Source organism: Bacillus sp. 220_BSPC, assembly GCF_001054655.1.
Taxonomy (GTDB): domain Bacteria; phylum Bacillota; class Bacilli; order Bacillales; family DSM-1321; genus Peribacillus; species Peribacillus frigoritolerans.
In genome coordinates, this window is the sequence record NZ_JVPL01000289.1 from 18077 (window position 1) to 42087 (window position 24011).

Sequence of the window (24011 nt, forward strand, 5' to 3'; positions counted from 1 at the left end):
TATGAGTTCAGCTTTGACCGTTTTAAAAGAACAAATCAAACATTTTTATTTGGTAAGGCGTTTATCTGTTTATGAGGTGAAAAGTGCCAACAGCAGTAACTACCTGGGAGTCCTATGGGAAATCATCAATCCGATGATACAGATTGCGATTTATTGGTTTGTATTTGGATTTATCATCTTAAATCGCGGGGATGATTTCCTTCCATGGCTGATGGCAGGGATCGTTGTCTGGTTCTTTGTGAACCCGGCCATAACCCAAACGTCCAAATCCGTCTATTCCCGAATGAATATGGTATCCAAGATGAGCTTTCCGATGAGTGTGATTCCATCGTATGTCATCTTTGCTAAGTTGTATCAGCATCTCATGCTGCTGGGAGTCATCATCATCCTATTAGGGTTTACAGGTTACCTCCCTACACTCTACATCTTGCAACTGCCGTATTATGTTGCAGCGACGGTCTTGCTGTTATTTTCATTGGGTTTAATCACTTCAACATTATCAACCATCATTCGTGACGTTCATAATATCATCGTGTCCTTAATGAAAGTCATGTTTTATTTAACACCAATCCTTTGGGTAATGGATGCTAAGGAACACCCTACCATAGTCAACATCATGAAGCTGAATCCACTATATTATATTGTGGAAGGGTATCGAGCTTCGTTGTTGGGGGAATCATGGTATCTGATAGCGCATTGGGAGTATACGCTTTATTTCTGGGCAGTCGTTATCATCTTGTTTATGATAGGTTCCTCGCTGCATGTCAGGTTCAGAGATCGCTTTGTTGACTTTAAGTAAACTGGAAGTGAGAAAATTTGGAAAAATCGGTAATAGTCAAAGATATAACGAAAAAATATAAATTATATAATAAAAACTCGGAAAAATTATTGGATCTCCTTTTGCCTAAAAGCTATGGGGAAGAGTACTTCGCTCTGAGGAATGTTAGTTTTGAAGCAGAAAAGGGCGATGTAATAGGTTTTGTCGGGGTCAACGGATCAGGTAAATCCACATTGTCCAATATTATTGCAGGCATTGTCCCGCCTACGGACGGAAATGTCCAAACTAATGGGAAAACGGCTTTGATTGCCGTTTCATCGGGCCTGAATAATCAGTTGACGGGCCGGGAAAACATCGAACTGAAAATGCTGATGCTCGGATTCGATAAAAATCGGATCAAAGAACTTGAGCCTGAGATCATTGAGTTTTCGGAACTTGGTAAGTTCATTGACCAACCGGTGAAATCCTACTCAAGCGGCATGAAGTCCAGGCTTGGTTTTTCCATTTCCGTGCATATCGATCCAGATATCCTGATTATTGATGAAGCCTTATCAGTCGGGGATAAAAACTTTGCTGAAAAGTGTTTAGAGAAAATGAACGAATTTAAGGCAAAGGGCAAAACGATGTTCTTTGTCAGCCATTCAATCGGTCAGATGAAGAAATTTTGCCAAAAGGCATTATGGCTTGAATATGGAGAGTTAAAGGCATACGGTGCCATGAAGGAAGTAATGCCGCAATATGAGGCATTCTTAAAAGAATATAACGCCATGTCTAAACAAGAACAGAAAAAATACCGTGAAGAGCAAATGAAAAGGCGTAGTTCCGCACTGGTATGAAAGTGAAAAGCAGACCCGGGCTTCGGGTCTGCTTTTTTTTAGTTAAGCACTTCAACATAAGCTTTCTCAAACCGCTCGGCCGCTGAAAGGTGGGAGTATTCACTTTCCATTTTACACCTTGCTTTCGAAGCTAACTTTGCTGCATATTCAGGGTCTTTAAGCAGAAGGGAGATGGCTTGTGCAAGTGCTTCTTTATTTTTTTCCTCTACTAAAAGGCCATCTTCGCCATCAATGAGAATCTCCTTTAAACCTCCGATTGCGCTTGCAATGACGGGTGAGCGGCAACTCATCGCTTCTAAAGCGGAAATGGAAGTCGCTTCTTCCACCCCGTGGGAATGAACGCTAGGGATGAGTACGATGTCCGATGCTTCATAGAGGTTATGCATTTTCTCGAACGGCACAGAACCCAGGAAAAGTACGGAAGCGGATATATTGAGACTGGCTGCGGTTTCCTCTAGCCGGCTTCGCTGTTCCCCTGTACCTGCATAGACCAAAACCGTTTCAGGATGGTTTTCCAGCACCTCCGGCAAAGCAAGGAGCGGGTAGATGACACCGTTCTTTTCCGTCATTCTTCTCGGAACGAAAAGCATCTTTTTATGTAGCGGTATTTGAAAGTCCCGGCGAGTTTGCTCCCGCTTTGCCATCTCCGGTTTAAAAGCAGACACGTCAATGAAGTTCTTGATCGTATCCGCCTCTATATGTGCCAAATGATTTATATAGTCTTTGATCCTTTGATCGACCGTCACAACTTTTGCAGCGGACTGATAAGCTTTTCTTTCTAGCTCGCGAATGATCAAATCTTCTTCACTGTCCGGAAGAAGGGCGCCCCTGCTGACTGCCTCGAATGAATAATACCCATGGACGGTTTGCACCGTTGGTATCCCGGATTCGATGGAAGCGAGCGTTGCGAAAATGTCTTGGGCATTAATGACATCATAGTTCTTTTTCAAGGCATTAATAGATGAAGCCAATAATTTTTGGCGTTGCCGATCATTGAAAAGCTGGCCGCTCCCCTGTTTTACTTTATTTAATAAAAATCCTGGAGCCTGGGCGAGCATCTTCCTCTTGAAAGCTGGTAATTGAGAAAAAGATAATATATCCACATTATGGCCCCGTGTCATTAAACCCTTTTTTAACGTAGTGATATGGCTCGATAGCCCTCCTTCATGAGGGTAGTTGAAAATGGTTGTGATTAAAATGTTCATAATGGCACTCCTTCTTCTAATGTATTACTTTGATGATCTGATCCTTTTCATCCCTTGCAGACTGCTTACTTTAAAAAGAATGGATAGTGAGAGATATAATCCGAATACCAGCAGCGTGATGATCACCAATTCCATGATGATGGGCAACGATAGGGTAAGCGGATGGATCCAGAGAGCGATTCCGTAAATGATGGCTCCGATGATGGTAAGCTTGCCGATTTCCTGAAAAACATCCCTGAAAGCAGCCTTGTCCGTTCTTCCTGTCTTCAGCCACAGGTAGCTGAAAAGGTAGAGGGATTGCAGGAGCATGGAAATCCCCGATGCTAAAGCAATTCCACCGACGCCGAGATAACGTGATAGAACCCAGCTGAGCAGCACGTTAAGCAAAACGGCAATCAGGCAGGAATACATGGCCACTTTCGTTTTCTTCAAGGCGTAAAAGGCGTTCATCAAATAATCCCTCAGTGCAAAAAACGGGAGACAAGCTGAATAAAAGAAGAATGCCCTATAAGTCATGTCGGTTGCTGAAGCATCGAAAGCCCCGCGTTGGAAAGCCAGAGTGATTAAGCTGTTTCCGCTGATTAACATGACGACCATGAACGGAATCGCTAAAAATAACAACGATTTCAACCCTTTTAAGGTTAAATTAAGGAAAGATTGATAGCCTATAAGCGCGCGCTCGACGATTGAAGGGTACAATACGGTAATCAGCGGCGTGAGGACAATGCTCAATGGCAGCCACAGCAGCCGATTCGCATAGTTCAGGGCCGATACGCTTCCAGTTTCGAGCGAAGTCGCAATAATTCGATCGACGACACTATTCAACTGGATCGCCAAAGCTGCGATAATGATTGGATAAAAGGTGAACAGTGTTTGTGCAATCTGCCTTTTATGGGGCAGGAAAGAGACGATGGGCCGGATTCCGTATTTCTTCAATGATGGGTATTGAATAAGGAACTGGCTTGCTGCACCGAACACAAACCCCCAAGCAAGTCCTTCAATCCCAAAGGGAGCAGCGAACAATACGGTGGCTGCTATAATGACCGTGTTTTGTGCAGTTGAAGTGAGTGCCGGCAGAATAAAGCGCTTATTCGCATTCAGGACCCCCGTCGCCATGTATGAAAGTGTGAAAAATAGTAAACTGGGCAGCATGATCCGGGTCAGTGACTCCGTCAGGGCAAGCTCTGAATCGGAGAAACCCGGGGCTGTCATCATGACGAGCGGCTTTATGAAAATCATGCAGGCAATGGTCAGGACTCCGGCAACCAGCATGAAGAAAGAACCTAAAACACTGATGAATTCATCAGCTTTCTTCGGGTTATCCGCTTTCTTTTCCAAGTAAATAGGAATAACGCCGGCCTGAAGACCGCTGCCGAGAGCCGTAAATAGAATGGTTGGTATGAGACTTGCCACGAAAAAAACATCCGCCATGGATGATGCCCCGAAATAGGCGGCTATGATCGATTCCCGCCCGAACCCGAGGACTTTTCCAATGGCTGCAATAATGGTGACGAGCCCGACCGATTTAATGACATTTGAAAGAGTAGGCATATTTTCAATCCTTTAAAATGATGTCCTTCTGTAAACAGAATCCCAAACAACTATAAAATATCAGCGTAAATGTTTTATCTTCGAGAATATTGTAGAAAAGTCCTGCTAATAGTGCGGCCAACATCAGGCAGATGGTGAACGCCGCAAATGTGCCTTTTCCCGATTTCAGGATTTTCCGGCAGGTGAAAAGGATGAATGCAAGAACCGCAAGGAAGCCGAGCGCACCAGTTTGGACCAGGATCTGGATATATTGATTATCGGTATACATCCTTTCACCAATTTGGTATTCCTGATAGATTGGTGAGGAAAAGGAAAGTGTGGCAGAATCCCCGAAGGTGGCTAGACCGGTGCCGATTATCGGGTGATCTTTGAAAATTTCAATTCCCTTGATTAGGACATATAACCGGCCCCATTCCGTACTTTGGTGCAGGGTCTTATCAGAGAACATTTCTGAAAAACGATTGGAGAGGGCATGTTCGTGTTCGGAAGAGGGGGTGCTGCCGATTACCACATTTTCCATGGGAATCGATGCGGATACCTCCACTTTACTTGATGCAAATAAAACTGGGTAATAAATAAGAAGCAGCCCGAGACAAAATGCTCCTACAGCATATTTGAGAAATGGTTTATTTCTAGTCCAAATTATAAAGACAAGCGCAGCGAACCCGAATGCAATCATCGTGCCCCGCGAATAGGTAAGCAGTAACGTTCCGGAAATCAGGATGGCAGCCAGAAAGACGATCCATTTATATTTTTTCAGCGACTGAAATAGAAAGAAACCAAGGAATAACTGGATGCTTAAGAATAAGGCAAATACATTAGGATTGGCTGGTGCTCCATAAATCCTCATCCGGTTTGTTGGGGAAAGATTCCACAATTCCCATGCGCGGGGAAGCAGGATCGTACGTGAAAAGATTTTCTCCACTATGCCATGCAGGCAAAGTAAGATAGTAAATATTAGGATTACCTTCAAAAAGCGAAAGATATCCTTTCTTTCTAGATTTAATTCACCGATAATGTAAAGAAGCAAGAATGTAATAAGCAATGCACGGAGTTCAAACAAGATGGGGAGGATTCCCACCCCGTTTATGAGTGCAGCACCGGCACCGATTAAACAAAACAACCAAAATGGCGCAGTGAAATGATATTTCGAAAATGGCCATTCGTTCTTTTTGAATTTTTCAATTAGCAAAGAAATGAATAAGGTGAGGATGATCAGGTCACCTGTATAAGTTAAGCCGCTATTCAGTTCCATCAATATGGGACGGGCAGGGAAATAAATGAATAGAATTAATAACAGGTTTTTTTTATTTATACCGATAAAAACGAGCATCAACGCCGTTGCTATGTAACCGGCGATAGGGTGAGGCACTGCCGATGGGATGAGCAGGCACAGAAATAGAATGGGTAACGATTGTTTTTCTATAAACTTCAATTGATTAACCACCTTTGAATCAAAAATCATGTTCTATGATGTGTATGAAAAAATTTCTTGAATAATACCCCACCCTTTAGATGTATAGTACATATGAAAGGCTGAAGTGAAATGACAGAGAAGTTTGTTGAGATACTAACCATTCCATTCATTGATAGCAATATGGATGAGTTCATGAATGGAATGATTTATCCTAGATTGATGAATCAGGAAAAAACGTTTGTCGTTACGGCAAATCCGGAAATAGTCGAGTATGCAAATGAACATCAGGATTATAAAGACATCATTATATCGGCTGATTACATCACTCCGGATGGCGTTGGTATTATTATGGCCTCTAAATGGCTAAATCAACCTTTACAAGAGCGGATTACAGGATTCGACTTGATGAATGAATTATTTCGGGTCGCTGATGAAAAAGCGTTGAAGGTTTATCTGCTTGGAGCGGAGGAAAACGTGATTGAAGCAGCGGCCCTGAAAGTGAAAGAATTATATCCGGGTCTCGAGTTGGTGGGATACAACCATGGTTACATTGATATCAAGGATGATACCCTGCCGAAGTCAATAGCGGAACTGGAACCTGACATCATATTGACTGCATTAGGGTTCCCCAGGCAGGAGAAATGGGTTTCCAGACATTATGCGTTATTCAATAAAGGGTTATTCATGGGGGTAGGGGGAAGCTTTGATGTCCTTGCGGGAAAGGTGAACCGCGCCCCGGTTTTCTGGCAAAAAATGCGTCTTGAATGGTTGTACCGACTGATCCAGCAACCTTCACGGTGGAAACGGATGCTTGCGCTGCCAAGATTCGTATTAAAGGTTAGGCGGTTAAGGAAAACGGTGCAGCGTTCCTGAACATAAGGAGTGGACTGGATGAGAATCTTGCACTTAAACGCTGGTAATGAAACCGGCGGCGGTATGTTTCATATTATGTCCTTACTGAACCAATTGAATAAAGAGGAGTGTTTGCTTGGTGTATTTGAAAATGGTGAACTATACCGGCGGGCCATGTCCTCCGGGATACAAACTGAACTTTTCAAGCAACATTCCAAATATGATCTTTCAATTTTGAAACCTTTAAGGGACTTTATCCGTCTAAATAATATAGACATCATCCATACACATGGTCCGCGGGCTAATATATATGGTGCTTTTATAAAGCGCCTCATTAAATGTCCATGGCTCCTTACTGTTCACAGTTCGCCACATCATGATTTTTTAGGGCAGGGTGTAAAAGGGAAATTGTTTACGGGCCTTCATGTAAGGTCATTTCAATATGCCGATCATATACTGGCGGTTTCCGACCGCTTTAAGCAGGACTTGATTGACCAAGGAATCCATTCGACCAAAATAACGAAGATCCTGAACGGAATTGACTTTGAAAAGGAACTGCCTTTCCCGTTTCGAAGAGAAGATTTCGGGTTCGGGAAAGATGATTTCATCATCATCATGCCTGCAAGGCTTGAACCGGTGAAAGGTCATGAATTTGCTTTAGCGGCATTAAGTGAAGTGGTATCGGAATTTCCCCATGTGAAGCTGATCCTTGCAGGGGACGGGAGCAGGAGATCCGCTCTGGAAGAGATGGTCTCGGAAAAGGGATTATCCGATCACGTGTACTTTTTAGGGTATCGTGAAGATTTAGATCGAATCTACCCGTTGGGGGACATCACATTATTGACTTCCTTAAGCGAAAGTTTTCCACTCGTTTTACTTGAAGGAGCAAGATCGGGTCTTCCGGCAATCACTAGTGATGTCGGCGGTGTACAGGAATTGATTCCCGATCGGAGCAAGGGCTGGATAACGGATATCGGCAATGTCGAACAGCTGAAACTGGCCATCTGCAATGCTTTGGAATTTAAAAAATCCGGGGACTTGACAAAGATAGGGTTGAATTTACAAAAATTTGCAAAAAACAACTTTTCTATAGAGATTTTAGCCAATAACGTATATAATGTTTATTTGAGGATGAAAAATTAAATAAGCATTTATATATAGGTTTTCTTATAGATCGTAACGGGTATTAGATTTTTAGTTGAATTGAGGTGGTTCTTGATGTTAATAGGGGCCTTGTTGGTAGCCTTTTTATTATCCATTTTTTTGACTCCTTTTGTCGGAAAGCTGGCCTTTAAATTAGGAGCTACCGATAAACCGAATGAGCGAAAAGTGCATAGTAAAATTATGCCGCGCATGGGCGGTTTAGCTATATTTTTGAGTTTTTTCATTACCTTCTTGCTCTTCTCGCCTTTCATGGATGATTTTGGGGAGCAGCTGCCCCTTCTGGTGGGAGCCCTTGTCATCATATTGATCGGGATGGCTGATGATATTTTTGAATTAAGGGCTGCACCCAAATTCCTGGGTCAGGTTTTGGCTGCCCTCATTATCGTATTATGGGGCGGTCTTGAAGTGGAATTCATCAATTTGCCGTTCTTTACCGATACACTTGAATTTGGTGTTTTCAGTATACCGATCACCATTTTGTGGATCGTCAGCATCATTAATGCAATCAACCTAATAGATGGACTGGATGGTCTTGCAGGCGGTGTCTCAACAATCGCATTAGTGACAATTGCAACTATGGCCCTTATTAAAGGGGACCTATTTGTTGCCATGGTCGCATTGATCGTGATTGGAAGCACTCTTGGCTTCTTGAAATATAACTTCCATCCGGCAAAGATTTTCATGGGAGATACAGGTGCCTTATTCTTAGGTTACATCATTGCCGTTCTGTCCCTGCTAGGGTTTAAAAACGTAACGATGATTTCATTGATCGTACCGATCATCATTTTGGGTGTTCCCATTTCGGATACATTTTTCGCGATTATCCGCAGGGTCGTCAATAAACAGCCGATTTCGGCTGCTGATAAATCACATTTACATCACTGTTTGATAAACTTGGGATTCACACATAAGCAAACTGTCTTGCTCATTTATGCTTTAGCTGCTTGCTTTGGTTTAGCGGCCATAATCTTTTCATTTGCAACGATGTGGGGGGCTTTGATCCTTGTAACGGGGCTTCTGCTGATCATAGAGATTTTTGTGGAGAAAATTGGTTTGGTCAATTCAAACTACCAGCCGTTGCTCAAGATGCTCAACTTTAAAAACAAGCCATGATCATTTTGGAATAGATTACTAGATTCGCTAGTTTTATCGGAAAGCCACCAATCGTTTGAAGTAACGGTTGGTGGCTTTTTTGTACTTGATTTTATTTACGGCCATTCTTTGTAATGCATCAAAAACCCCCCACTCAAGACGAGTGGGGGGTTCGCTTTATTCTTGTATTTGTGATTGAACTGCTTCAGTTTGATTGCCTTCAGCTGGTCCCAGGTTCAAGTGGGATTGAAGCAACAGCTTAGTGTTCGCTAATGATGTATCGTTCAGCTGATAATAATAGGTTCCGTTAATGGTGGAATCCTGTCCTTCAAGTTTGATGGTTTCAAGATTGATGCCTTTATCGGTAGTCACATATTTTATGAAACCTCTCATTTGCGAGAATTTAAGGTTCGTTGTCATATTGTCGCCGACAGCTTCCATTACGTCTGTATATTTCGTTAGTGATCCAGCAGAGGTTGCTTTGGCAATGATGGCTTTCAGGACTTCCTGCTGACGCTCGCCGCGTTGGATATCACTGTCCTTTTTACGTGTCCGTGCAAATGCTAATGCTTCTTCACCATCAACGGTCTGTAATCCTTCTTCGAGGTGGATGGCATTCTTTTTGTCATGTGAATCGATTTCATACATTTCATAAGGGACGTCGACTTCGATGCCATCCAATGAATCTACGACATCGATGAAAGCATTGAAGTTCATGCGAACATAATAATCGACAGGGACATCGAGTAACTCCTCTACGGTGTCCATCGTCGCTTTCGGTCCGCCGGCTGCATGGGCCGCGTTGATTTTCGTGGTTACGCCTTTAGCTGGCACGTACACATATGAATCACGCGGAATGCTTAATAGTTTTATAGACTTTTGATCTTTATTGAATGTGGCCAGCATTAAAGCATCCGACCGGGAATTTCCTTTTAAGTCACGGTCCTTGCTATCATCGATTCCTATGAAAAGGATCGAGAAATTATCTTCGAGCGGGTCGATTGCTGCACTTCGCTTTGCTGAAGCTTCCACAGGGTCATAGGAATCATTGAATACATTCTGGGCTTTCATATACAGGGTTGCAGCATACGTAGAAGCCCCCAGACCAAGTACCAGCAGGGGAACAAGCAATAACCAAAGCCTCTTTCGCCTTTTTTTCTTTGTTTTTTTAATTTTATAAACACGCCTAGTAGTAGACATCTTTTTCTTCTCCTTTTAAATAACGAACATCAGACATATATCGCTATTTTTCGAATCCAGCAGTTTATATTTCGTCATATATTACACCTAATTTTACAATGATTTAATAATTTCGTAAAATAAATATTTCTTTTCAATTATATTACAGCATAAAAAAGGAAAAATATGCAGGAGTATATCAGGAGAATTCCTCTTCCAAATAAAGCATTTCTTCCTCAGTGATGTGGCCTTGACCATTTGTCAGCTCTGTAATCCAAGCGGTATATGTCTCTTTTTGTGTTTCCTCCACATATACAAGGATATTGACCTGATCGAGGTATTGAATTTCCTTTATTTGGTAAATGGAAGAGCGCAATTCGTTTTCCAATTTTCCAAGCCAGGTATAGTCGACGGTTGTCGAAATGACCCGCATTAGTTTCCTAATGACGACACCAGTGGTATTTATCCCTTCTGAAGTCGCTTTGCTGTAAGCGCGAATGAGGCCGCCAGCACCAAGTTTGATGCCGCCAAAATACCGTGTGACCACAACAGCGGTGTCTTTCAGTTCTTTTTTCTTAAGCACTTCTAGGATAGGGACGCCTGCCGTTCCGCTCGGCTCCCCGTCGTCGAGGGCTTTTTGGATTTGATTTTGTTCCCCTATCATATAAGCTGAACAATTATGTGTAGCATCTTTGTGCTTTTTCTTGATTTCCTGGATAAAGGCCTGTGCGGCATCTTCGGTTTCGACCCGGGCGATGTGGGAAATAAAACGGGATTTTTCAATGACGATTTCATGGTCGCCGCGACCTGCCACCGTTAAATATTGAGTGAGCATTATTATTCCACCTTCGTGCTTCCTATTAGTTGATTTATTATAAGGCTTTGCGGAAAAAGTGGCAATCACGATTCATTTACATACTGCATGTGTAAAGAAACTTTAATATAAGATAAAGCTGTACGTGTTATAATTAATTTCATTGCCTGTTATTGTTATTAGCTGGTCATATATGCTTAAAAGAATAACATTGTAGGAAAAACATGAGTTCTGTGCCATTATCCTGGCTTTACCTTAACGTGTCCTCTCATTTCAAGGATTTTGCCATTTAATAAATGCATCTGTTTCATATGATAATCAATGAAGCGGAATATCCCATTTGATTGAAAAGGATATTTTGTATCAGGAAAATAGATATGGCTTTCTGCCTTTAATAGGCAGACTTAATGGCCGGGTTATGAGATGTATAGTAAATATGTACATTTTATGGAAATCACAAAAGGAAATTAACGTATTTTTAATCTTTTTTTGGTACAATATGTTCATGAAGGTTACTTCATACAAAAGTTTCCTGAAATTTAACCATTCATGAAAAAGGGAAAGAACTTTTTTCCATATACATAGTCTTTAAGACAATAAATTGTTTAATTCTTTTGATTTAAGTGGAGGGATCTTAATGTCCATTAAAAAGGTTGATGCTAAAGCATTGGACAAGATCTTAGAAACAATGGTGAGCACTGTTAGTGAAAGTAAGGATGAAGTCTTTGATATCGGCGAACAATGCCGAAAGGATTTCGAGACATTATCAAAAGAGCTTGATGATGTGAAAATCAGGGTTGCCATTGTGATAACCGACAGCGATGCACTGGATTCAAAAGCCAGGTTTGCTCGAAAAAGGCTTTCAGAAGTCAGTATGCACTTCAACCATTTTTCTGAAGAACAGGTGCGCGATGCTTATGAAAGGGCACATAAGCTGCAAGTCGATTTACAAATTAACCGGCAATTGGAGAAAGAGCTCCGTAATCGCCGGGATGAGCTTGAGTTAAGGTTAAGGGGTTTGCAGCAGACGATCGATAAAGCGGTGCATCTCGTCTCGCAAATATCGGTAGTGCAGAACTATTTGACACAGGATCTTAAATTTGTGGGGGAAGCCCTTCAAGAAGCGAAACGCAAACAGGACTTCGGTCTGAAAATAATCGAAGCCCAGGAGCAGGAACGTAAAAAGCTCTCACGTGAAATCCATGATGGTCCGGCGCAAATGCTGGCAAACGTCATGATGCGCTCAGACCTGATAGAACGAGTGCAGCGGGAGAGAGGTCCTGATGAAGCGTTAGTGGAAATCCGCAGTTTAAAGGTCATGGTAAGGAATGCTTTATATGAAGTGCGAAGAATCATCTATGACCTTCGACCTATGGCGCTTGATGATTTAGGACTTGTTCCTACCCTCAGAAAGTACCTGCAAACGACCGAAGACTATAATAATGGCGTAAATCTGAATTTCGTCAACCTTGGGCAGGTCAAAAGGCTCCCTTCCGATATGGAGGTCGCATTATTCAGGCTGGTTCAAGAGGCTGTACAAAATTCATTGAAGCACGCGGACCCAAAACAGATTCAAGTTAAACTGTCCATTTCCAAGGAGATGGTGACCGTCGTCGTTAAAGATGATGGAAAGGGGTTTGACTCTTCGATTCAAAAAGAAGGTTCATTTGGCTTGGTGGGAATGAGAGAAAGGGTCGAGCTGCTGGAAGGTGAAATGACGATTGATTCACAACCGGGGGCAGGCACTTTGGTATTTATCCAAATTCCCTACCATTTAAATAATAGAGAATAGACATATTAATTAGAAACTAGGAGGAAGAAGCCGTTGAAGACTAGTATCGTCATAATCGATGACCATCAGCTTTTCCGTGAAGGCGTAAAGCGCATATTAGATTTTGAATCATCCTTTGATGTTGTTGCCGAGGGTGATGACGGAAGCGAAGCTATGGATCTTGTTGAAACACATAAACCTGATGTTGTTATCATGGATATCAACATGCCGAACATGAATGGGGTCGAAGCTACAAAAATGCTCGTGAGCCGTTATCCTGAAACAAAAGTCATCATCCTTTCCATCCATGATGATGAAAACTACGTGCAGCACGCATTGAAAACAGGAGCACAAGGTTATCTGTTGAAAGAGATGGACGCAGACGCGTTGATCGATGCTGTGCGTGTAGTCGCTGAAGGCGGCTCATACCTTCATCCGAAGGTCACCCATAACTTAGTTAAAGAATATCGCCGCTTAGCAGCTGAAGAGGGTGCTGATCGTGATTCCGTACATACGATAGAAATCAGGAGGCCGCTTCACCTATTGACTCGACGCGAATGTGAAGTGCTTCAGCTTTTAGCTGACGGGAAAAGCAACCGGGCCATCGGCGAAACTCTATATATCAGTGAAAAAACAGTCAAGAACCATGTGAGTAACATTCTTCAGAAGATGAATGTGAATGACCGTACACAAGCGGTTGTCCTAGCTATTAAAAACGGCTGGGTAGAAGTTAAGTAATTAAAGCGTTCGATAAGTCCGGCTCTTCAGATTCCGCAATGCGTGCTGAAGGGCTGGATTTTTTTTGATGTGATTACATTCAAATTTTTGGTAATTCAAAAAGCTATTTAATGCAAATAAAGGCATTTTCAGATAGAATGTTGAATATGATACGAAGTAAATTTTTATAAGGATGGTACTATTATGAAAACCGCAGTCGTAACAGATAGCACTGCATATATACCAAAGGAAATGCGTGATCGTTTACATATACATATGATGCCGCTTAATGTCATTTTTTCCAATGAAGCTTACCGGGAGGAAATTGATATTACTGCGGATGAGTTTTATGAGGAAGTAAAGAGGCAGGAGAAATTACCGACCACTTCACAGCCCCCAATCGGGAAGTTTGTCGAGAAGTTCGAGGAACTCCAAAAAGAATATGATGATGTTATTTCCATTCATTTATCGAGCGGCATCAGCGGAACGTATCAAGGAGCGGTATCTGCAGGTGAAATGGTCGAGGGAATCAGGGTTCATGCCTTTGATTCGGAAATCAGCTGCATGGTACAGGGGTTTTACGTGATCGAGGCGGCAAAGATGGCACTTGATGGCAAAGGTGCAGAAGAAATCATGGCCAGGCTTGAAGAAATGAAACCATCGGTCAAGGCATACTTCATGGCAGATGACCTCTCCCATCTCCAGCGCGGCGGCCGCTTAAGCAGTGCCCAAGCTTTGATCGGCAGTCTGCTTCAAGTGAAGCCGGTGCTCCATTTTGTTGATAAAGTCATCGTCCCATTCGAAAAAATCCGTACAAGGAAAAAAGCGATGAAACGGATTGCTGATTTACTTGGAGAAGACGCGGCTAGCGGCGAGAAATATAAAGCCGTCATCATTCATGCAAAACGGGAAAGTGAAGCTAAAGAGTGGAAAGCGGAACTTGAAGCCCGGTTCCCGAATGTCGAATTCGACATCAGCTACTTCGGTCCAGTAATCGGAACGCATCTGGGCGAAGGCTCGATGGGGATGGGCTGGTATAAAATTTAAGCTGTGACGCCTTTACTAAGTGAAAGGCGTTTTTTTTATGAACAAAAAGGAATCCGGGAGTTAAAAGCGAATGATAAGGGGGAGTGTAATTTATCAAGAAATGGAGGTTGCAGTTTGAAAAAAATGAGTATTTCCCCGCCTTATTCCCCTGAACTTCAGAACCATCTCACCGGTAAACATCTTTTGGACTTCGAAATCCCCTTCTCCCAAGAAATCCTCACAGAGCACCTCAAGAATGGGTATGTCTCGGAAACTTGCGGCGTGCAATCCGGGAACGGCAGTTATCACTGTGTACGCTGCGGTAACGAAGATCAAACCTTGTTTTATACTTTCCCTTGCAAGATTTGCAATCAAGATTGCACTTACTGCCGCTCATGCATCATGATGGGACGGGTCAGTGAATGTGCAAAGCTTTATAGGTGGACAGGTCCCGGCATTCAATATACGATTCCTGACAATGTGATGAGGTGGACAGGCACTTTATCGGCAGGTCAACAGAATGCGTCCGACTGTGTCGTTGAAGCCGTAAACGGAAAAGATGAATTCCTGGTATGGGCTGTATGCGGGGCAGGGAAGACAGAGGTATTATTTCCAGCGATTGAGGCAGCCTTGCTTGCCGGGAAACGGATTTGTTTGGCAACACCGCGGACCGATGTCGTTCTCGAACTCTCCCCAAGGTTAAAAAAAGCTTTTCCTGCCATTGAAGTCACGACCCTCCATGCCGGCAGTGAAGATCGACATGGTTTTTCGCCACTGACCGTTTCCACGACCCATCAGCTTTTCCGTTTTATTGAAGCTTTCGATGTCATCATCGTTGATGAAGTCGATGCGTTTCCTTACTCAATGGATGATTCGCTGGATTATGCGGTTAATAAATCGAAAAAGGTATCCGCGGCAACCATCTACTTGACCGCCACACCTTCGAAGAGGATGCAGCGGCTATACCGAAGCGGCAAATTGAAAGCCTTCATAATCCCGGCCCGTTATCATCGCCAGCCAATCCCCGTTCCTGAAATGAAGTGGAGCGGCAATTGGCAAAAACTATTCCTTCAACAAAAGATTCCATCGAAAATCAACGCATGGGTAAGTGAGCGCCTTAACCAGAATATCCCCTTCCTATTGTTTTTTCCAAGCATCAGAGTGATGGAGCAAGTCCTTCCGCTGTTTCAAAGGCTGTCCCCTGAATTATCGATTGTCCACTCCCGGCACCCTGATCGAAAGGAAAAAGTAATGGCCTTAAGGAATGGACTCGTTCCGGGATTACTGACCACGACCATCCTGGAACGGGGCGTGACAATCGAGCGGTTGGAAGTAGCCGTGATCGGTGCTGAACATGAAGTGTTTTCTGATAGTGCTCTCGTTCAGATTGCCGGCAGGGTAGGGAGAAGCTTTGCGAACCCTTCCGGGACGGTCACCTTTTTTCATTACGGTAAAAGTGAAGCGATGGCCGAGGCGGTCCACCATATACAAATGATGAATAAAAATGCCATGAAAAGGGGGCTGCTGGATGAATAGATGTCTAGTTTGTGATGAAGGAATGAAGCAAGACTTGACATGGAGGAGCCTGCTTAAACAGGCCGAGGCAAGGGCAATCTGTGAAGGATGTGAGGGGAAACTTAATAGGATAACCGGAGAAACATGTACAATGTGCTCAAGGGAGCTGGGAGGGGATCATATGACAGGTGGCCTTTGTCTCGATTGTTCAAGATGGGAAAGGAATAGGGAATGGGGAGGCTATTTGTCGAAGAACATAGCGCTATTTCATTATAATGAATACTTAAAAGACCTGATTGCTAAATATAAGTACCGGGGTGATTATGCGTTAGCTGAGGTTTTCGTCCCTTTTTTGAAAGAAAGGTTAAAAGACATGGAGTTTGACCTGGTAACGGCCATCCCGCTTAGCGATGAACGGCTTAAGGAGCGGGGATTCAACCAGGGACAGGCTTTGGCAGATCTAGTTGGACTTCATACGGTTGAGACCTTGACAAGAATCCATACCGAAAAACAATCAAAAAAATCTCGTCAAGAGAGAATGTCATTACCGCAGGTTTTTCAGGTCATGCAATCTGATTTGCTGGAGCATAAATCCATTTTGATCATCGATGACATTTACACAACAGGAACAACTCTCAGGCATGCAGCAAAGGCATTGATAACGGCTGGGGCCAAAGAAGTATCATCCATCACCCTGGCTAGGTGAAAAAGCTTATTTTAATAAAAGTTCCTAAAGTATCGCCGGGATTATTCGATATATACAGTACTGAAGAATAATCGCCGTGATGGTGAAGGAGGGGCCTCGATGGATGTATTCAACTGTCCAAACTGTAATTCGTTATTCGTTATGATAAAGTTCCGTGATGTGTGCGATGCCTGTTATAAAGAAGAAGAAGCCCAATATGATAAAGTGTATGCATATATTCGCAAGAAAACAAATAGAACGGCGTCCATGATGCAGGTGGTTATGGAAACCGGCGTTGAAGAAAGGTTAATTATTAAATTTATTAGAACCGGAAAGCTGAGAATTTCACAGTTTCCCAATCTCGGAATTCCTTGTGGAAAGTGCGGCGCCAACATCAAGAGCGGAAGGTTATGCGACAAATGCGGCGATTCGCTGCGTACGGATTTGCAGGCATTCGAAAATGAAGAAAAGCGCCTGACTGAAATTCAAGGAAATGATAAAAAAAATACGTACTACATGAAGGATGAGCAAAAAGGGTAATTCATTCATGGAAACATGATGCCGTTTTTGTTAAAATATTCGATATTGAGAACAATATTCGACAATGGGTGTCGAAGGAAAGATTACAGCAAACAATTAATGAAATCCGTTCCTTGTCGATAATAAAGATAGGGAGAATAACACAATCCAGAGCCATTTTCATGTGTTAAGGAATCGAAACATAATGGGATTTATAAAATCGACCGAAGGAGAGGATCTGGAATATGAAAATCAATAACGTCGGTATGACGGGTGTTAACCCTTATAATCTTCAAACCAATAAAACGGGGAATATCAAAGAATCCAAGGTCAAATCCTCGGATAAAGTTGAAATTTCTTCATCGGCAAAAGAAATGCAGCAATCATCTCCGATTCTTGCTGCAAGACAAGCAAAAGTGGATGAACTGAAAATCCAGGTTGAAAAAGGTAATTATAAATTGAATGCACAAGCAACGGCTAAGGGTCTCATCGATTTTTACCGGAAATGAATTTTCCATGAAAAAGAAGCTTGAATGAAGTGGACGGAGCCAGTTTCCGTCCTTCATTTATGAGCGGAGGAGGCAGCGAAATGACTGCACGGAACATCATCGGATCGCTTGAAAAATTGATCAAGCTGCATAAAAGCTTCAATCAATTGGCGATAAGAAAAACGGCCATTTTGAAAGTAAATGATACCGAGGCGATTACTGCCCTGCTGATTTCGGAACAAAAGCATATTAAAGCGATCAGTCAGACGGATAAGGAGAGAGAAAGGGCAGTCGAGGAGTTTCTTGCAGCCAATGGAACGGCGGGACAGCCTGCCACCATCCAGACCGTGACGGAACTGACAGGACCAGAAGAAACGGAAGTCCTTGAAATGCTAAAAGCGGCATTGATCGATGAAGTGGCAAAGCTGAAGGAGCGGAACGGTTTAAATCAGCAATTGATCTATCAGTCCCTTCAATTCATCAATGTCTCTTTGGATATGCTGAGACCTCAGCACCAGAACCTGAATTATGGGGATTCGATTGGGAAAACGACGAAAATCGGCATGGGAATGTTCGATTCCAAAGCATAAGAAACAGAAAAAAGATGGAGGTGCGAGCAATTGATTTCAACCTTTATGGGTCTTGAGACCGCCAAACGCGGATTATCCGCCTCTCAAGGGGCCTTGTATACAACAGGAAATAACGTGGCCAATGCCAATACTTTAGGATATTCAAGGCAGCGGGTCAACCTGGTCCAGACGTCGGGCTTTCCTACTGTCGGTTTGAACAGCCCGCGCGTTGCCGGCCAAATCGGGACAGGGGTTGCAGCTGAAACGGTTCAACGGATCCGGGACAGTTTCCTGGACGCACAATACAGGACACAAAGTAATAAAATCGGTTATTACGGGGCCATGAGCGAATCCCTGACGAAAATGGAAGGCGTCATGAATGAACCGACCGACAGCGGGTTGGCCGCCACGATGGAGAAGTTCTGGAATTCGCTGCAGGGGCTGACGGCGAATACGGAAAACTCCGGGGCGCGTGAAGTCGCTGCCTCGACGGGCGTCATGGTCGCGGAAACCCTAAACTACTACTATAACTCGCTAACGAACGTTCAAACGGATATCGGAAATCAAATAAACGTCAAAGCGAACGAAATCAATACGCTCATCAGCAGTATTGATCAGCTTAACCAACAGATCAGCAAAGTGGAGCCGCATGGTTATATCCCCAATGACCTTTATGATAACCGTGATGTGCTCGTGGACAATCTCTCACAGCTTGTCAGCATTAAAGTGAATAACGTCATTCCGACGGATTACGGCAGAGCCAGCGATGTAGCCACAGGGCTATACAACATCGAATTGATGCAAGAAGACGGTTCGTCTTTTGTGCCGCCCGTCAATCTGGTTTTTGTTAACCAAACCGGGATGGTGGGAACTTCGAAAGTTGAAGTTAGCCATGATAAAACGACAGGCATGGTGGACGGATTGAAGTTTGGTTCGAAAACATTGACCGATTACAATTTCTCGGGGGAACTGTCCGGTTTGATCAAAAGCTTCGGCTATAAGAAGGCTGATGGCACGACCGGCGGCGCTTATCCTGATATGCTGAAAAAGCTCGATAATATGACGGCCGCTTTCGTGAATGAGTTCAATGCCATCCATAAACAAGGGTATGCCTTAGGTGATGGCAACACTTCAACTTTGAACTTCTTTGAACTTGAACCTGGTAAGAGTGCCGCCCAAAGCATCAAGGTGAATGGTGAAATCGTTAAGGATCCCACAAAAATTGCCGCAGGCGGAAAAAGCGGAGGGGCATCCGGGGATAATGAAAATGCCAAACTCCTGGCTGACCTGAAAAAGAAGGCGTTCAGTGAATACTCGACTAAAGACCAAAACTCTGACGAATTGACGGGAAGCTTCGACACCTATTATTCCGGTATCATCGGAAAGCTTGGTGTGGATTCCCAAAGCGCCCAAAAGAACCTTTCCAACTCTGTCGTCCTTGCTGCATCGGTTAACCAAAATAGGGATTCCATCAGTTCCGTATCCCTTGATGAAGAAATGACGGACATGATCAAATTCCAGCAGGCATACAACGCATCTGCAAGGATGATGACGATGATGGATGAAATGCTGGACAAAATCATAAACGGAATGGGTACAGCAGGCCGATGATAGGAGGGGACGAATATGCGGGTAACGCAATCGATGCTAACCAATAATATGCTGAGCAATTTAAGCAGCAGTTACGAAAAGATGTCCAAGCTGCAAGAACAGGTCTCTTCTCAAAAGAAGTTCTCCAAGCCATCCGATAACCCTGTTGCGGCCATGATGGGAATGGGGTACCGGACAAACCTCAATCAAATAGGGCAGTATCAAAGTAACATTGCCGAAGCGACCAATTGGATCGACAGCACGGATGATGCCATTACTGAAAGTGTTTCCGCCATGCAGCGGATTCGTGAATTAACCGTTCAAGGCAGCAATGGCACGTATGAAGGGGAACAACTGAAAACCATTACAGAAGAAATTAAACAATTAAAAGAACATCTCATAACTCTTGGCGACACACAGATTGGCGGGAAGTATATTTTCAACGGCCAGGATACGAATGTGAGACCATCGTCCGTTAAAGATGGCAATGGAAATACCGTGTATGGCACAGGGGACATAAACCTTGAAGTGTTTTCCGGGATATCCCTTAAAATCAATACGGACGGTTCCAAGATTTTTGGTGATGCACTAGCTGCCGGCGGAAGCATCGACCAGACAATCGAGGCACTGGAAAACGGCGGCGACGTGACTGGCACGCTGGAAGGACTTGACGCAACGATAAATACCTTCTTAGGCATGCAGGCACAGGTTGGCGCAAGGCAAAATCGGATTGAGCTGATGACGGACCGTCTCAAGCAGCAGGAGGTATTTGCCACTGAAATCCTTTCGAAAAATGAGGATGTCGATATCGAAAAGGCGATCATGGATTTGACGACCCAGGAAAGTGTCCATAGTGCGGCATTAAGTATCGGCGCAAAAATCATGCAGCCGAGTTTATTGGATTTTCTTCGCTAAGCTATTCTTAAATGGATAGCTTTTTTCTATAAGGAGTGTTGATGATGCAGATTCCGCAAATTAGATTACAAACCAACCCAATGAAGATTGGATTGAATATAGAGCAACCTGTACAGCAAATCGAACAGAAGGCGGCTGTCCAATCCATTCAACAGCCGCAAGCGATCCTGGAGATTCAAACGACCCCAGGCAAGCTGACGATCGATCAGTCACAAGCAAGGGAAGACATGGATTTGAAAAGCCTCTCAAGAAGAGTCGATGAATTTGCGCAGCAGGGATATCAAGATTGGCTGGCGGGTATGGCAAGACGTGCCCAGCAGGGGACGGAGCTGAGGCATATTGAAAAAGGCGGTAATGCACTCGCTGAACAGGCCAGGCAAAACAGCAAAGGACCTGAGAAGCAGTTCAATCTCGGCTGGATTCCCTCTCCATTCAGCGTGAAGCTTGACTACCAGCCAGCGGAAGTGAAGATTGAAGCAACCGCCCAAAAACCGATCATTGATGCTCAAATCAATAAGGTGAACCATACATACACACAAGGCAGTGTGTATGTCGAAATTCTACAAAAAAATGCGCTGGATATAGATTTCATCAATTTATATGCGGATGAGAAAGGAAAGTGAAAACATAGATGATCCTACAAACAAAATTTCATGGCGAACTCGAATTGGCAGAGAAAGAGATTTATGTATTTGAAAGCGGGATACCAGGATTTTTAGAAGAAAAAAAGTTTTGCTTACTAGCTTTGGATGACACACCCTTTTTCGTCCTGCAATCGATAGAAACAAAAGAGCTTGCCTTCATTGTGACCGATCCTTTTGAAGTGTTTTGTGATTACGAAGTGAAGCTTACGGATGAGGTGTTATCTTCTTTACAAATAGAAACGGAACGGGAAGTCATCACTTTCGTCATCTTGACGATCCAGGACCCCTTCAATGAAACGACGGCGAATCTCCAGGCCCCAATCATCATAAACGGCACTAAAAAAGTCGGAAAGCAATTCATCATGAATGCTAGTGAATACCGTACAAAGCACAAACTGTTTGAACCTCCAGCAGAACAGGAGGGGAAATGATGCTCGTATTGACCAGAAAACCGAATGAAGCGATCATGATTGGCGATGATATCGAAATTACGATCGTGTCCATTGAAGGGGATCAGATCAAACTCGGTATCAATGCCCCGAAAAACGTCGATATCCATAGGAAGGAAATCTATCTTTCCATTCAGCAGGAAAATAGAAAAGCCTCCAAAACAGAAACTAATTTTCTGGAAGGCATAAATGAGTATTTCAAGAAAAAATCGTAAAATCCGCTAAATATGTTTCCAAGCAGGTCGATATTAAGTATACAACGATGAGCAGTAAATAGGCGGCCGACTTATTCACTTCCCATCGTAAACAACCACATGGACGTGGGGACTTAAGACTCAAGGAGGAAACAAAAATGATCATCAATCACAATATCTCAGCTCTAAACACGCACCGTCAATTATCAAGTGCAACGAATGCACAATCAAAATCAATGGAGAAACTGGCTTCAGGCATGCGCATCAACCGTGCAGGCGATGACGCTGCCGGTCTTGCAATCTCTGAAAAAATGCGTGGACAAATCCGCGGATTGGATCAAGCTTCCCGTAACTCACAAGATGCTATCTCTTTAATCCAAACTGCTGAAGGTGCATTAAACGAAACGACTGACATCCTTCAACGCATGCGTGAACTTGCTACACAAGCAGCAACGGACACAAATACAACAAACGACCGTGGAGAAATCCAAAAAGAAATGGATTCATTAACATCTGAAATCAACCGTATCGGTAATACTACTGAATTCAATACGCAGAAATTATTGAATGGTTCTAAGGATTCAGCAACTGTAGCTCAAGCTGCAGTACCAGCTTCTCCTGCTAAGGACGGAAGCGTAACATCAACAGGTACATTAAGTACAAATACAGGTGACACAGTAGTAGTAGATGGCAAAACCTTTACAGTTGCCGCAGCTAATGATGCCGCTGCTGGAGAGTTCACTGATCTTGATGGATTAATTGCTGCTATTGGTGCAGATGCTGAATTAAGCGCTAAGTACACTGCAACTAAAGATGGCGGACAACTTAAACTAGAACAAAAACCTGGAACTGAATCTGCAACTGCAGCAACTATCACTGGAACTGGCGGTCTATCTGTAGATGCTGCTGAAACTGTAGTGGGATCTGCTGAAGTAAAAGCTAAAGAAGCTGTTGAAGCTGGTTCAGGACTTCAATTCCAAATCGGTGCTAACGAAAACCAAAGCCTGACACTTGAAATTGGTGATATGCGTGCAAGTGCCCTTAAATTAACGGGAACTGGTGATGGCTTTACAGCTAAGGCTAATGTGAGCAATGGTACAGATTCTACAGGCGTTGAAAAAGGTCTGGATGTTTCTAATGCTAAAAACGCATCAGCTGCTATCACAAAAATCCAAACTGCAATTGATACTGTATCAGCTGAACGGTCTAAACTAGGTGCTAACCAAAACCGTTTAGAGCATACGATCAACAACTTAGGTACTTCTTCTGAAAACCTGACAGCTGCTGAATCACGTGTTCGCGATACTGATATGGCTAAAACTATGATGGAGCAAACTAAAAACTCTATCTTGGCGCAAGCATCTCAAGCAATGCTAGCTCAAGCCAATCAGCAACCGCAGGGCGTTCTTCAGTTACTTCGTTAATTGAATAGTTAGCCTAACAAGAAGGGTCTGACACTTGTGTCAGGCTCTTTTTTTGTACTGATTGAAGGGTGTAAGGAACACTGCGATGTAGAAAAAAAGAGATTACTGCCCCTTAAAAAGGAAGGGAACATTCGTTTATGTCACCAAGGAACCCTATGGCTACAACCCTAATAGAGTATGATGGTACTGCAAAATACATAGATGAAGACGTCTGGTGAAACAGCTATCAATCACCGATTCCTATTATGTTCGCTGATTCATTTGAATAAAAAGGGAAGTCCTAAACAAGATTGTAGGTAAAAAGCTTTCTATCTAAATATTAAAACAAAGTTGATTGGAACGGAAGGTACGAGACTCCTGCGGGAGATACGTGTCCAAGGAAGACCCCGCAGGCGCAAATGCGCCGAGGAGGCTCCCGGACCGCCCGCGGAAAGCGAGTGCCTGGAGAGGAAATCAACGGTCACAGTATAAAATCCTCAAAACGTGTGGGCAATCGGGTTTCCATCTTAGATTTCATGGAGATCTGATTGGAACGGAAGGTACGAGACTCCTGCGGGAATACGCGTCCAAGGGAGACCCCGCAGGCGCAAAGCGCCGAGGAGGCTCCCCGGACCGCC

Annotated in this window: 24 protein-coding genes; 19 read left to right on the top strand and 5 right to left on the bottom strand. The window is 43.5% G+C overall.

Annotation, left to right across the window (positions count from 1 at the left end):
• Nucleotide 1: 1 nt before the first annotated feature.
• Together ADA55_RS23075 and tagH are read left to right on the top strand one after the other, a co-directional pair.
• Nucleotides 2-799: an ABC transporter permease gene (locus ADA55_RS23075; RefSeq protein ID WP_034315708.1), complete on the top strand. Its 798-nt coding sequence runs from the start codon at nt 2-4 to the stop codon at nt 797-799.
• Between the two features lie 17 nt (nt 800-816).
• Nucleotides 817-1614, top strand: a complete 798-nt coding sequence (gene tagH, locus ADA55_RS23080) for a teichoic acids export ABC transporter ATP-binding subunit TagH (RefSeq protein ID WP_034315705.1) — start codon at nt 817-819, stop codon at nt 1612-1614.
• 38 nt (nt 1615-1652) lie between these two features.
• Here the strand turns inward: tagH and ADA55_RS23085 are convergent, their stop codons facing one another.
• Genes ADA55_RS23085 through ADA55_RS23095 form a run of 3 tightly spaced genes read right to left on the bottom strand, consistent with a single transcriptional unit; the run spans nt 1653 to nt 5805 of the window.
• Complete coding sequence (locus ADA55_RS23085; RefSeq protein WP_048687839.1) at nt 1653-2819, bottom strand: glycosyltransferase family 4 protein; 1167 nt, start codon at nt 2817-2819, stop codon at nt 1653-1655.
• A gap of 24 nt (nt 2820-2843) precedes the next feature.
• On the bottom strand, nt 2844-4370 hold the full coding sequence (gene murJ, locus ADA55_RS23090; RefSeq protein ID WP_048687841.1) for a murein biosynthesis integral membrane protein MurJ: 1527 nt from the start codon (nt 4368-4370) through the stop codon (nt 2844-2846).
• A 4-nt stretch (nt 4371-4374) separates the two neighbouring features.
• Nucleotides 4375-5805 carry an O-antigen ligase family protein gene (locus tag ADA55_RS23095; protein ID WP_048687843.1) on the bottom strand — a complete coding sequence of 477 codons (1431 nt, stop codon included), beginning with the start codon at nt 5803-5805 and terminating at the stop codon, nt 4375-4377.
• A gap of 111 nt (nt 5806-5916) precedes the next feature.
• On the opposite strand from ADA55_RS23095, the gene ADA55_RS23100 reads away from it, so the two are divergent.
• The 3 genes from ADA55_RS23100 (at nt 5917) to ADA55_RS23110 (ending at nt 8916) form a co-directional block, all read left to right on the top strand.
• Nucleotides 5917-6660 carry a WecB/TagA/CpsF family glycosyltransferase gene (locus tag ADA55_RS23100; protein ID WP_048687845.1) on the top strand — a complete coding sequence of 248 codons (744 nt, stop codon included), beginning with the start codon at nt 5917-5919 and terminating at the stop codon, nt 6658-6660.
• A gap of 18 nt (nt 6661-6678) precedes the next feature.
• Nucleotides 6679-7782, top strand: a complete 1104-nt coding sequence (locus ADA55_RS23105) for a glycosyltransferase family 4 protein (RefSeq protein WP_048687846.1) — start codon at nt 6679-6681, stop codon at nt 7780-7782.
• A gap of 75 nt (nt 7783-7857) precedes the next feature.
• Nucleotides 7858-8916 carry a glycosyltransferase family 4 protein gene (locus tag ADA55_RS23110; protein WP_048687848.1) on the top strand — a complete coding sequence of 353 codons (1059 nt, stop codon included), beginning with the start codon at nt 7858-7860 and terminating at the stop codon, nt 8914-8916.
• Nucleotides 8917-9072: 156 nt separating this feature from the next.
• Here the strand turns inward: ADA55_RS23110 and ADA55_RS23115 are convergent, their stop codons facing one another.
• Nucleotides 9073-10095, bottom strand: a complete 1023-nt coding sequence (locus tag ADA55_RS23115) for an LCP family protein (RefSeq protein WP_048687852.1) — start codon at nt 10093-10095, stop codon at nt 9073-9075.
• Nucleotides 10096-10273: 178 nt separating this feature from the next.
• Nucleotides 10274-10909: a YigZ family protein gene (locus tag ADA55_RS23120; protein WP_048687853.1), complete on the bottom strand. Its 636-nt coding sequence runs from the start codon at nt 10907-10909 to the stop codon at nt 10274-10276.
• A gap of 616 nt (nt 10910-11525) precedes the next feature.
• Here ADA55_RS23120 and ADA55_RS23125 point away from each other — a divergent pair.
• The 14 genes from ADA55_RS23125 (at nt 11526) to ADA55_RS23190 (ending at nt 23394) form a co-directional block, all read left to right on the top strand.
• Complete coding sequence (locus tag ADA55_RS23125; protein ID WP_034315684.1) at nt 11526-12680, top strand: sensor histidine kinase; 1155 nt, start codon at nt 11526-11528, stop codon at nt 12678-12680.
• Nucleotides 12681-12713: 33 nt separating this feature from the next.
• Nucleotides 12714-13397 (top strand): response regulator, encoded by a 684-nt coding sequence (locus ADA55_RS23130; RefSeq protein ID WP_048687855.1) that lies wholly within the window; start codon nt 12714-12716, stop codon nt 13395-13397.
• Between the two features lie 183 nt (nt 13398-13580).
• Nucleotides 13581-14423, top strand: a complete 843-nt coding sequence (locus ADA55_RS23135; RefSeq protein WP_048687857.1) for a DegV family protein — start codon at nt 13581-13583, stop codon at nt 14421-14423.
• A gap of 123 nt (nt 14424-14546) precedes the next feature.
• Nucleotides 14547-15938, top strand: a complete 1392-nt coding sequence (locus ADA55_RS23140; RefSeq protein ID WP_048687879.1) for a DEAD/DEAH box helicase — start codon at nt 14547-14549, stop codon at nt 15936-15938.
• Entirely contained in the window at nt 15931-16623 is a 693-nt protein-coding gene (locus tag ADA55_RS23145) for a ComF family protein (protein ID WP_048687859.1), read from the top strand. The genes ADA55_RS23140 and ADA55_RS23145 overlap by 8 nt, the downstream gene beginning before the upstream one ends.
• Nucleotides 16624-16722: 99 nt before the next feature.
• Entirely contained in the window at nt 16723-17142 is a 420-nt protein-coding gene (locus ADA55_RS23150; protein ID WP_048687860.1) for a TIGR03826 family flagellar region protein, read from the top strand.
• Nucleotides 17143-17366: 224 nt separating this feature from the next.
• On the top strand, nt 17367-17630 hold the full coding sequence (flgM, locus tag ADA55_RS23155; protein WP_048687862.1) for a flagellar biosynthesis anti-sigma factor FlgM: 264 nt from the start codon (nt 17367-17369) through the stop codon (nt 17628-17630).
• A gap of 80 nt (nt 17631-17710) precedes the next feature.
• A complete protein-coding gene (locus ADA55_RS23160; protein WP_048687863.1) occupies nt 17711-18199 on the top strand; it encodes a flagellar protein FlgN in 489 nt (162 codons plus the stop codon).
• A 30-nt stretch (nt 18200-18229) separates the two neighbouring features.
• Complete coding sequence (flgK, locus tag ADA55_RS23165) at nt 18230-19789, top strand: flagellar hook-associated protein FlgK (protein WP_048687865.1); 1560 nt, start codon at nt 18230-18232, stop codon at nt 19787-19789.
• Nucleotides 19790-19804: 15 nt separating this feature from the next.
• Nucleotides 19805-20683 (top strand): flagellar hook-associated protein FlgL, encoded by an 879-nt coding sequence (flgL, locus tag ADA55_RS23170; RefSeq protein ID WP_048687867.1) that lies wholly within the window; start codon nt 19805-19807, stop codon nt 20681-20683.
• Between the two features lie 44 nt (nt 20684-20727).
• Nucleotides 20728-21306 (top strand): DUF6470 family protein, encoded by a 579-nt coding sequence (locus tag ADA55_RS23175; protein ID WP_048687868.1) that lies wholly within the window; start codon nt 20728-20730, stop codon nt 21304-21306.
• 8 nt (nt 21307-21314) lie between these two features.
• Nucleotides 21315-21758 carry a flagellar assembly protein FliW gene (gene fliW / locus ADA55_RS23180; protein WP_048687871.1) on the top strand — a complete coding sequence of 148 codons (444 nt, stop codon included), beginning with the start codon at nt 21315-21317 and terminating at the stop codon, nt 21756-21758.
• Nucleotides 21758-21991: a carbon storage regulator CsrA gene (gene csrA, locus ADA55_RS23185; RefSeq protein WP_048687872.1), complete on the top strand. Its 234-nt coding sequence runs from the start codon at nt 21758-21760 to the stop codon at nt 21989-21991. The genes fliW and csrA overlap by 1 nt, the downstream gene beginning before the upstream one ends.
• Before the next feature lie 137 nt (nt 21992-22128).
• On the top strand, nt 22129-23394 hold the full coding sequence (locus ADA55_RS23190) for a flagellin (RefSeq protein WP_048687874.1): 1266 nt from the start codon (nt 22129-22131) through the stop codon (nt 23392-23394).
• The last annotated feature ends 617 nt before the right edge of the window (nt 23395-24011 follow it).

What these genes read in the sequence shown, in the direction of transcription:
- ADA55_RS23075 (WP_034315708.1), top strand. Translation starts at nt 2, where the DNA reads ATGAGTTCAGCTTTGACCGTTTTAAAAGAACAAATCAAACATTTTTAT.
- ADA55_RS23085 (WP_048687839.1), bottom strand. Translation starts at nt 2,819, where the DNA reads ATGAACATTTTAATCACAACCATTTTCAACTACCCTCATGAAGGAGGG.
- murJ (WP_048687841.1), bottom strand. Translation starts at nt 4,370, where the DNA reads ATGCCTACTCTTTCAAATGTCATTAAATCGGTCGGGCTCGTCACCATT.
- ADA55_RS23100 (WP_048687845.1), top strand. Translation starts at nt 5,917, where the DNA reads ATGACAGAGAAGTTTGTTGAGATACTAACCATTCCATTCATTGATAGC.
- ADA55_RS23105 (WP_048687846.1), top strand. Translation starts at nt 6,679, where the DNA reads ATGAGAATCTTGCACTTAAACGCTGGTAATGAAACCGGCGGCGGTATG.
- ADA55_RS23110 (WP_048687848.1), top strand. Translation starts at nt 7,858, where the DNA reads ATGTTAATAGGGGCCTTGTTGGTAGCCTTTTTATTATCCATTTTTTTG.
- ADA55_RS23115 (WP_048687852.1), bottom strand. Translation starts at nt 10,095, where the DNA reads ATGTCTACTACTAGGCGTGTTTATAAAATTAAAAAAACAAAGAAAAAA.
- ADA55_RS23120 (WP_048687853.1), bottom strand. Translation starts at nt 10,909, where the DNA reads ATGCTCACTCAATATTTAACGGTGGCAGGTCGCGGCGACCATGAAATC.
- ADA55_RS23125 (WP_034315684.1), top strand. Translation starts at nt 11,526, where the DNA reads ATGTCCATTAAAAAGGTTGATGCTAAAGCATTGGACAAGATCTTAGAA.
- ADA55_RS23135 (WP_048687857.1), top strand. Translation starts at nt 13,581, where the DNA reads ATGAAAACCGCAGTCGTAACAGATAGCACTGCATATATACCAAAGGAA.
- ADA55_RS23140 (WP_048687879.1), top strand. Translation starts at nt 14,547, where the DNA reads ATGAGTATTTCCCCGCCTTATTCCCCTGAACTTCAGAACCATCTCACC.
- ADA55_RS23145 (WP_048687859.1), top strand. Translation starts at nt 15,931, where the DNA reads ATGAATAGATGTCTAGTTTGTGATGAAGGAATGAAGCAAGACTTGACA.
- ADA55_RS23150 (WP_048687860.1), top strand. Translation starts at nt 16,723, where the DNA reads ATGGATGTATTCAACTGTCCAAACTGTAATTCGTTATTCGTTATGATA.
- flgM (WP_048687862.1), top strand. Translation starts at nt 17,367, where the DNA reads ATGAAAATCAATAACGTCGGTATGACGGGTGTTAACCCTTATAATCTT.
- ADA55_RS23160 (WP_048687863.1), top strand. Translation starts at nt 17,711, where the DNA reads ATGACTGCACGGAACATCATCGGATCGCTTGAAAAATTGATCAAGCTG.
- flgL (WP_048687867.1), top strand. Translation starts at nt 19,805, where the DNA reads ATGCGGGTAACGCAATCGATGCTAACCAATAATATGCTGAGCAATTTA.
- ADA55_RS23175 (WP_048687868.1), top strand. Translation starts at nt 20,728, where the DNA reads ATGCAGATTCCGCAAATTAGATTACAAACCAACCCAATGAAGATTGGA.
- fliW (WP_048687871.1), top strand. Translation starts at nt 21,315, where the DNA reads ATGATCCTACAAACAAAATTTCATGGCGAACTCGAATTGGCAGAGAAA.
- csrA (WP_048687872.1), top strand. Translation starts at nt 21,758, where the DNA reads ATGCTCGTATTGACCAGAAAACCGAATGAAGCGATCATGATTGGCGAT.
- ADA55_RS23190 (WP_048687874.1), top strand. Translation starts at nt 22,129, where the DNA reads ATGATCATCAATCACAATATCTCAGCTCTAAACACGCACCGTCAATTA.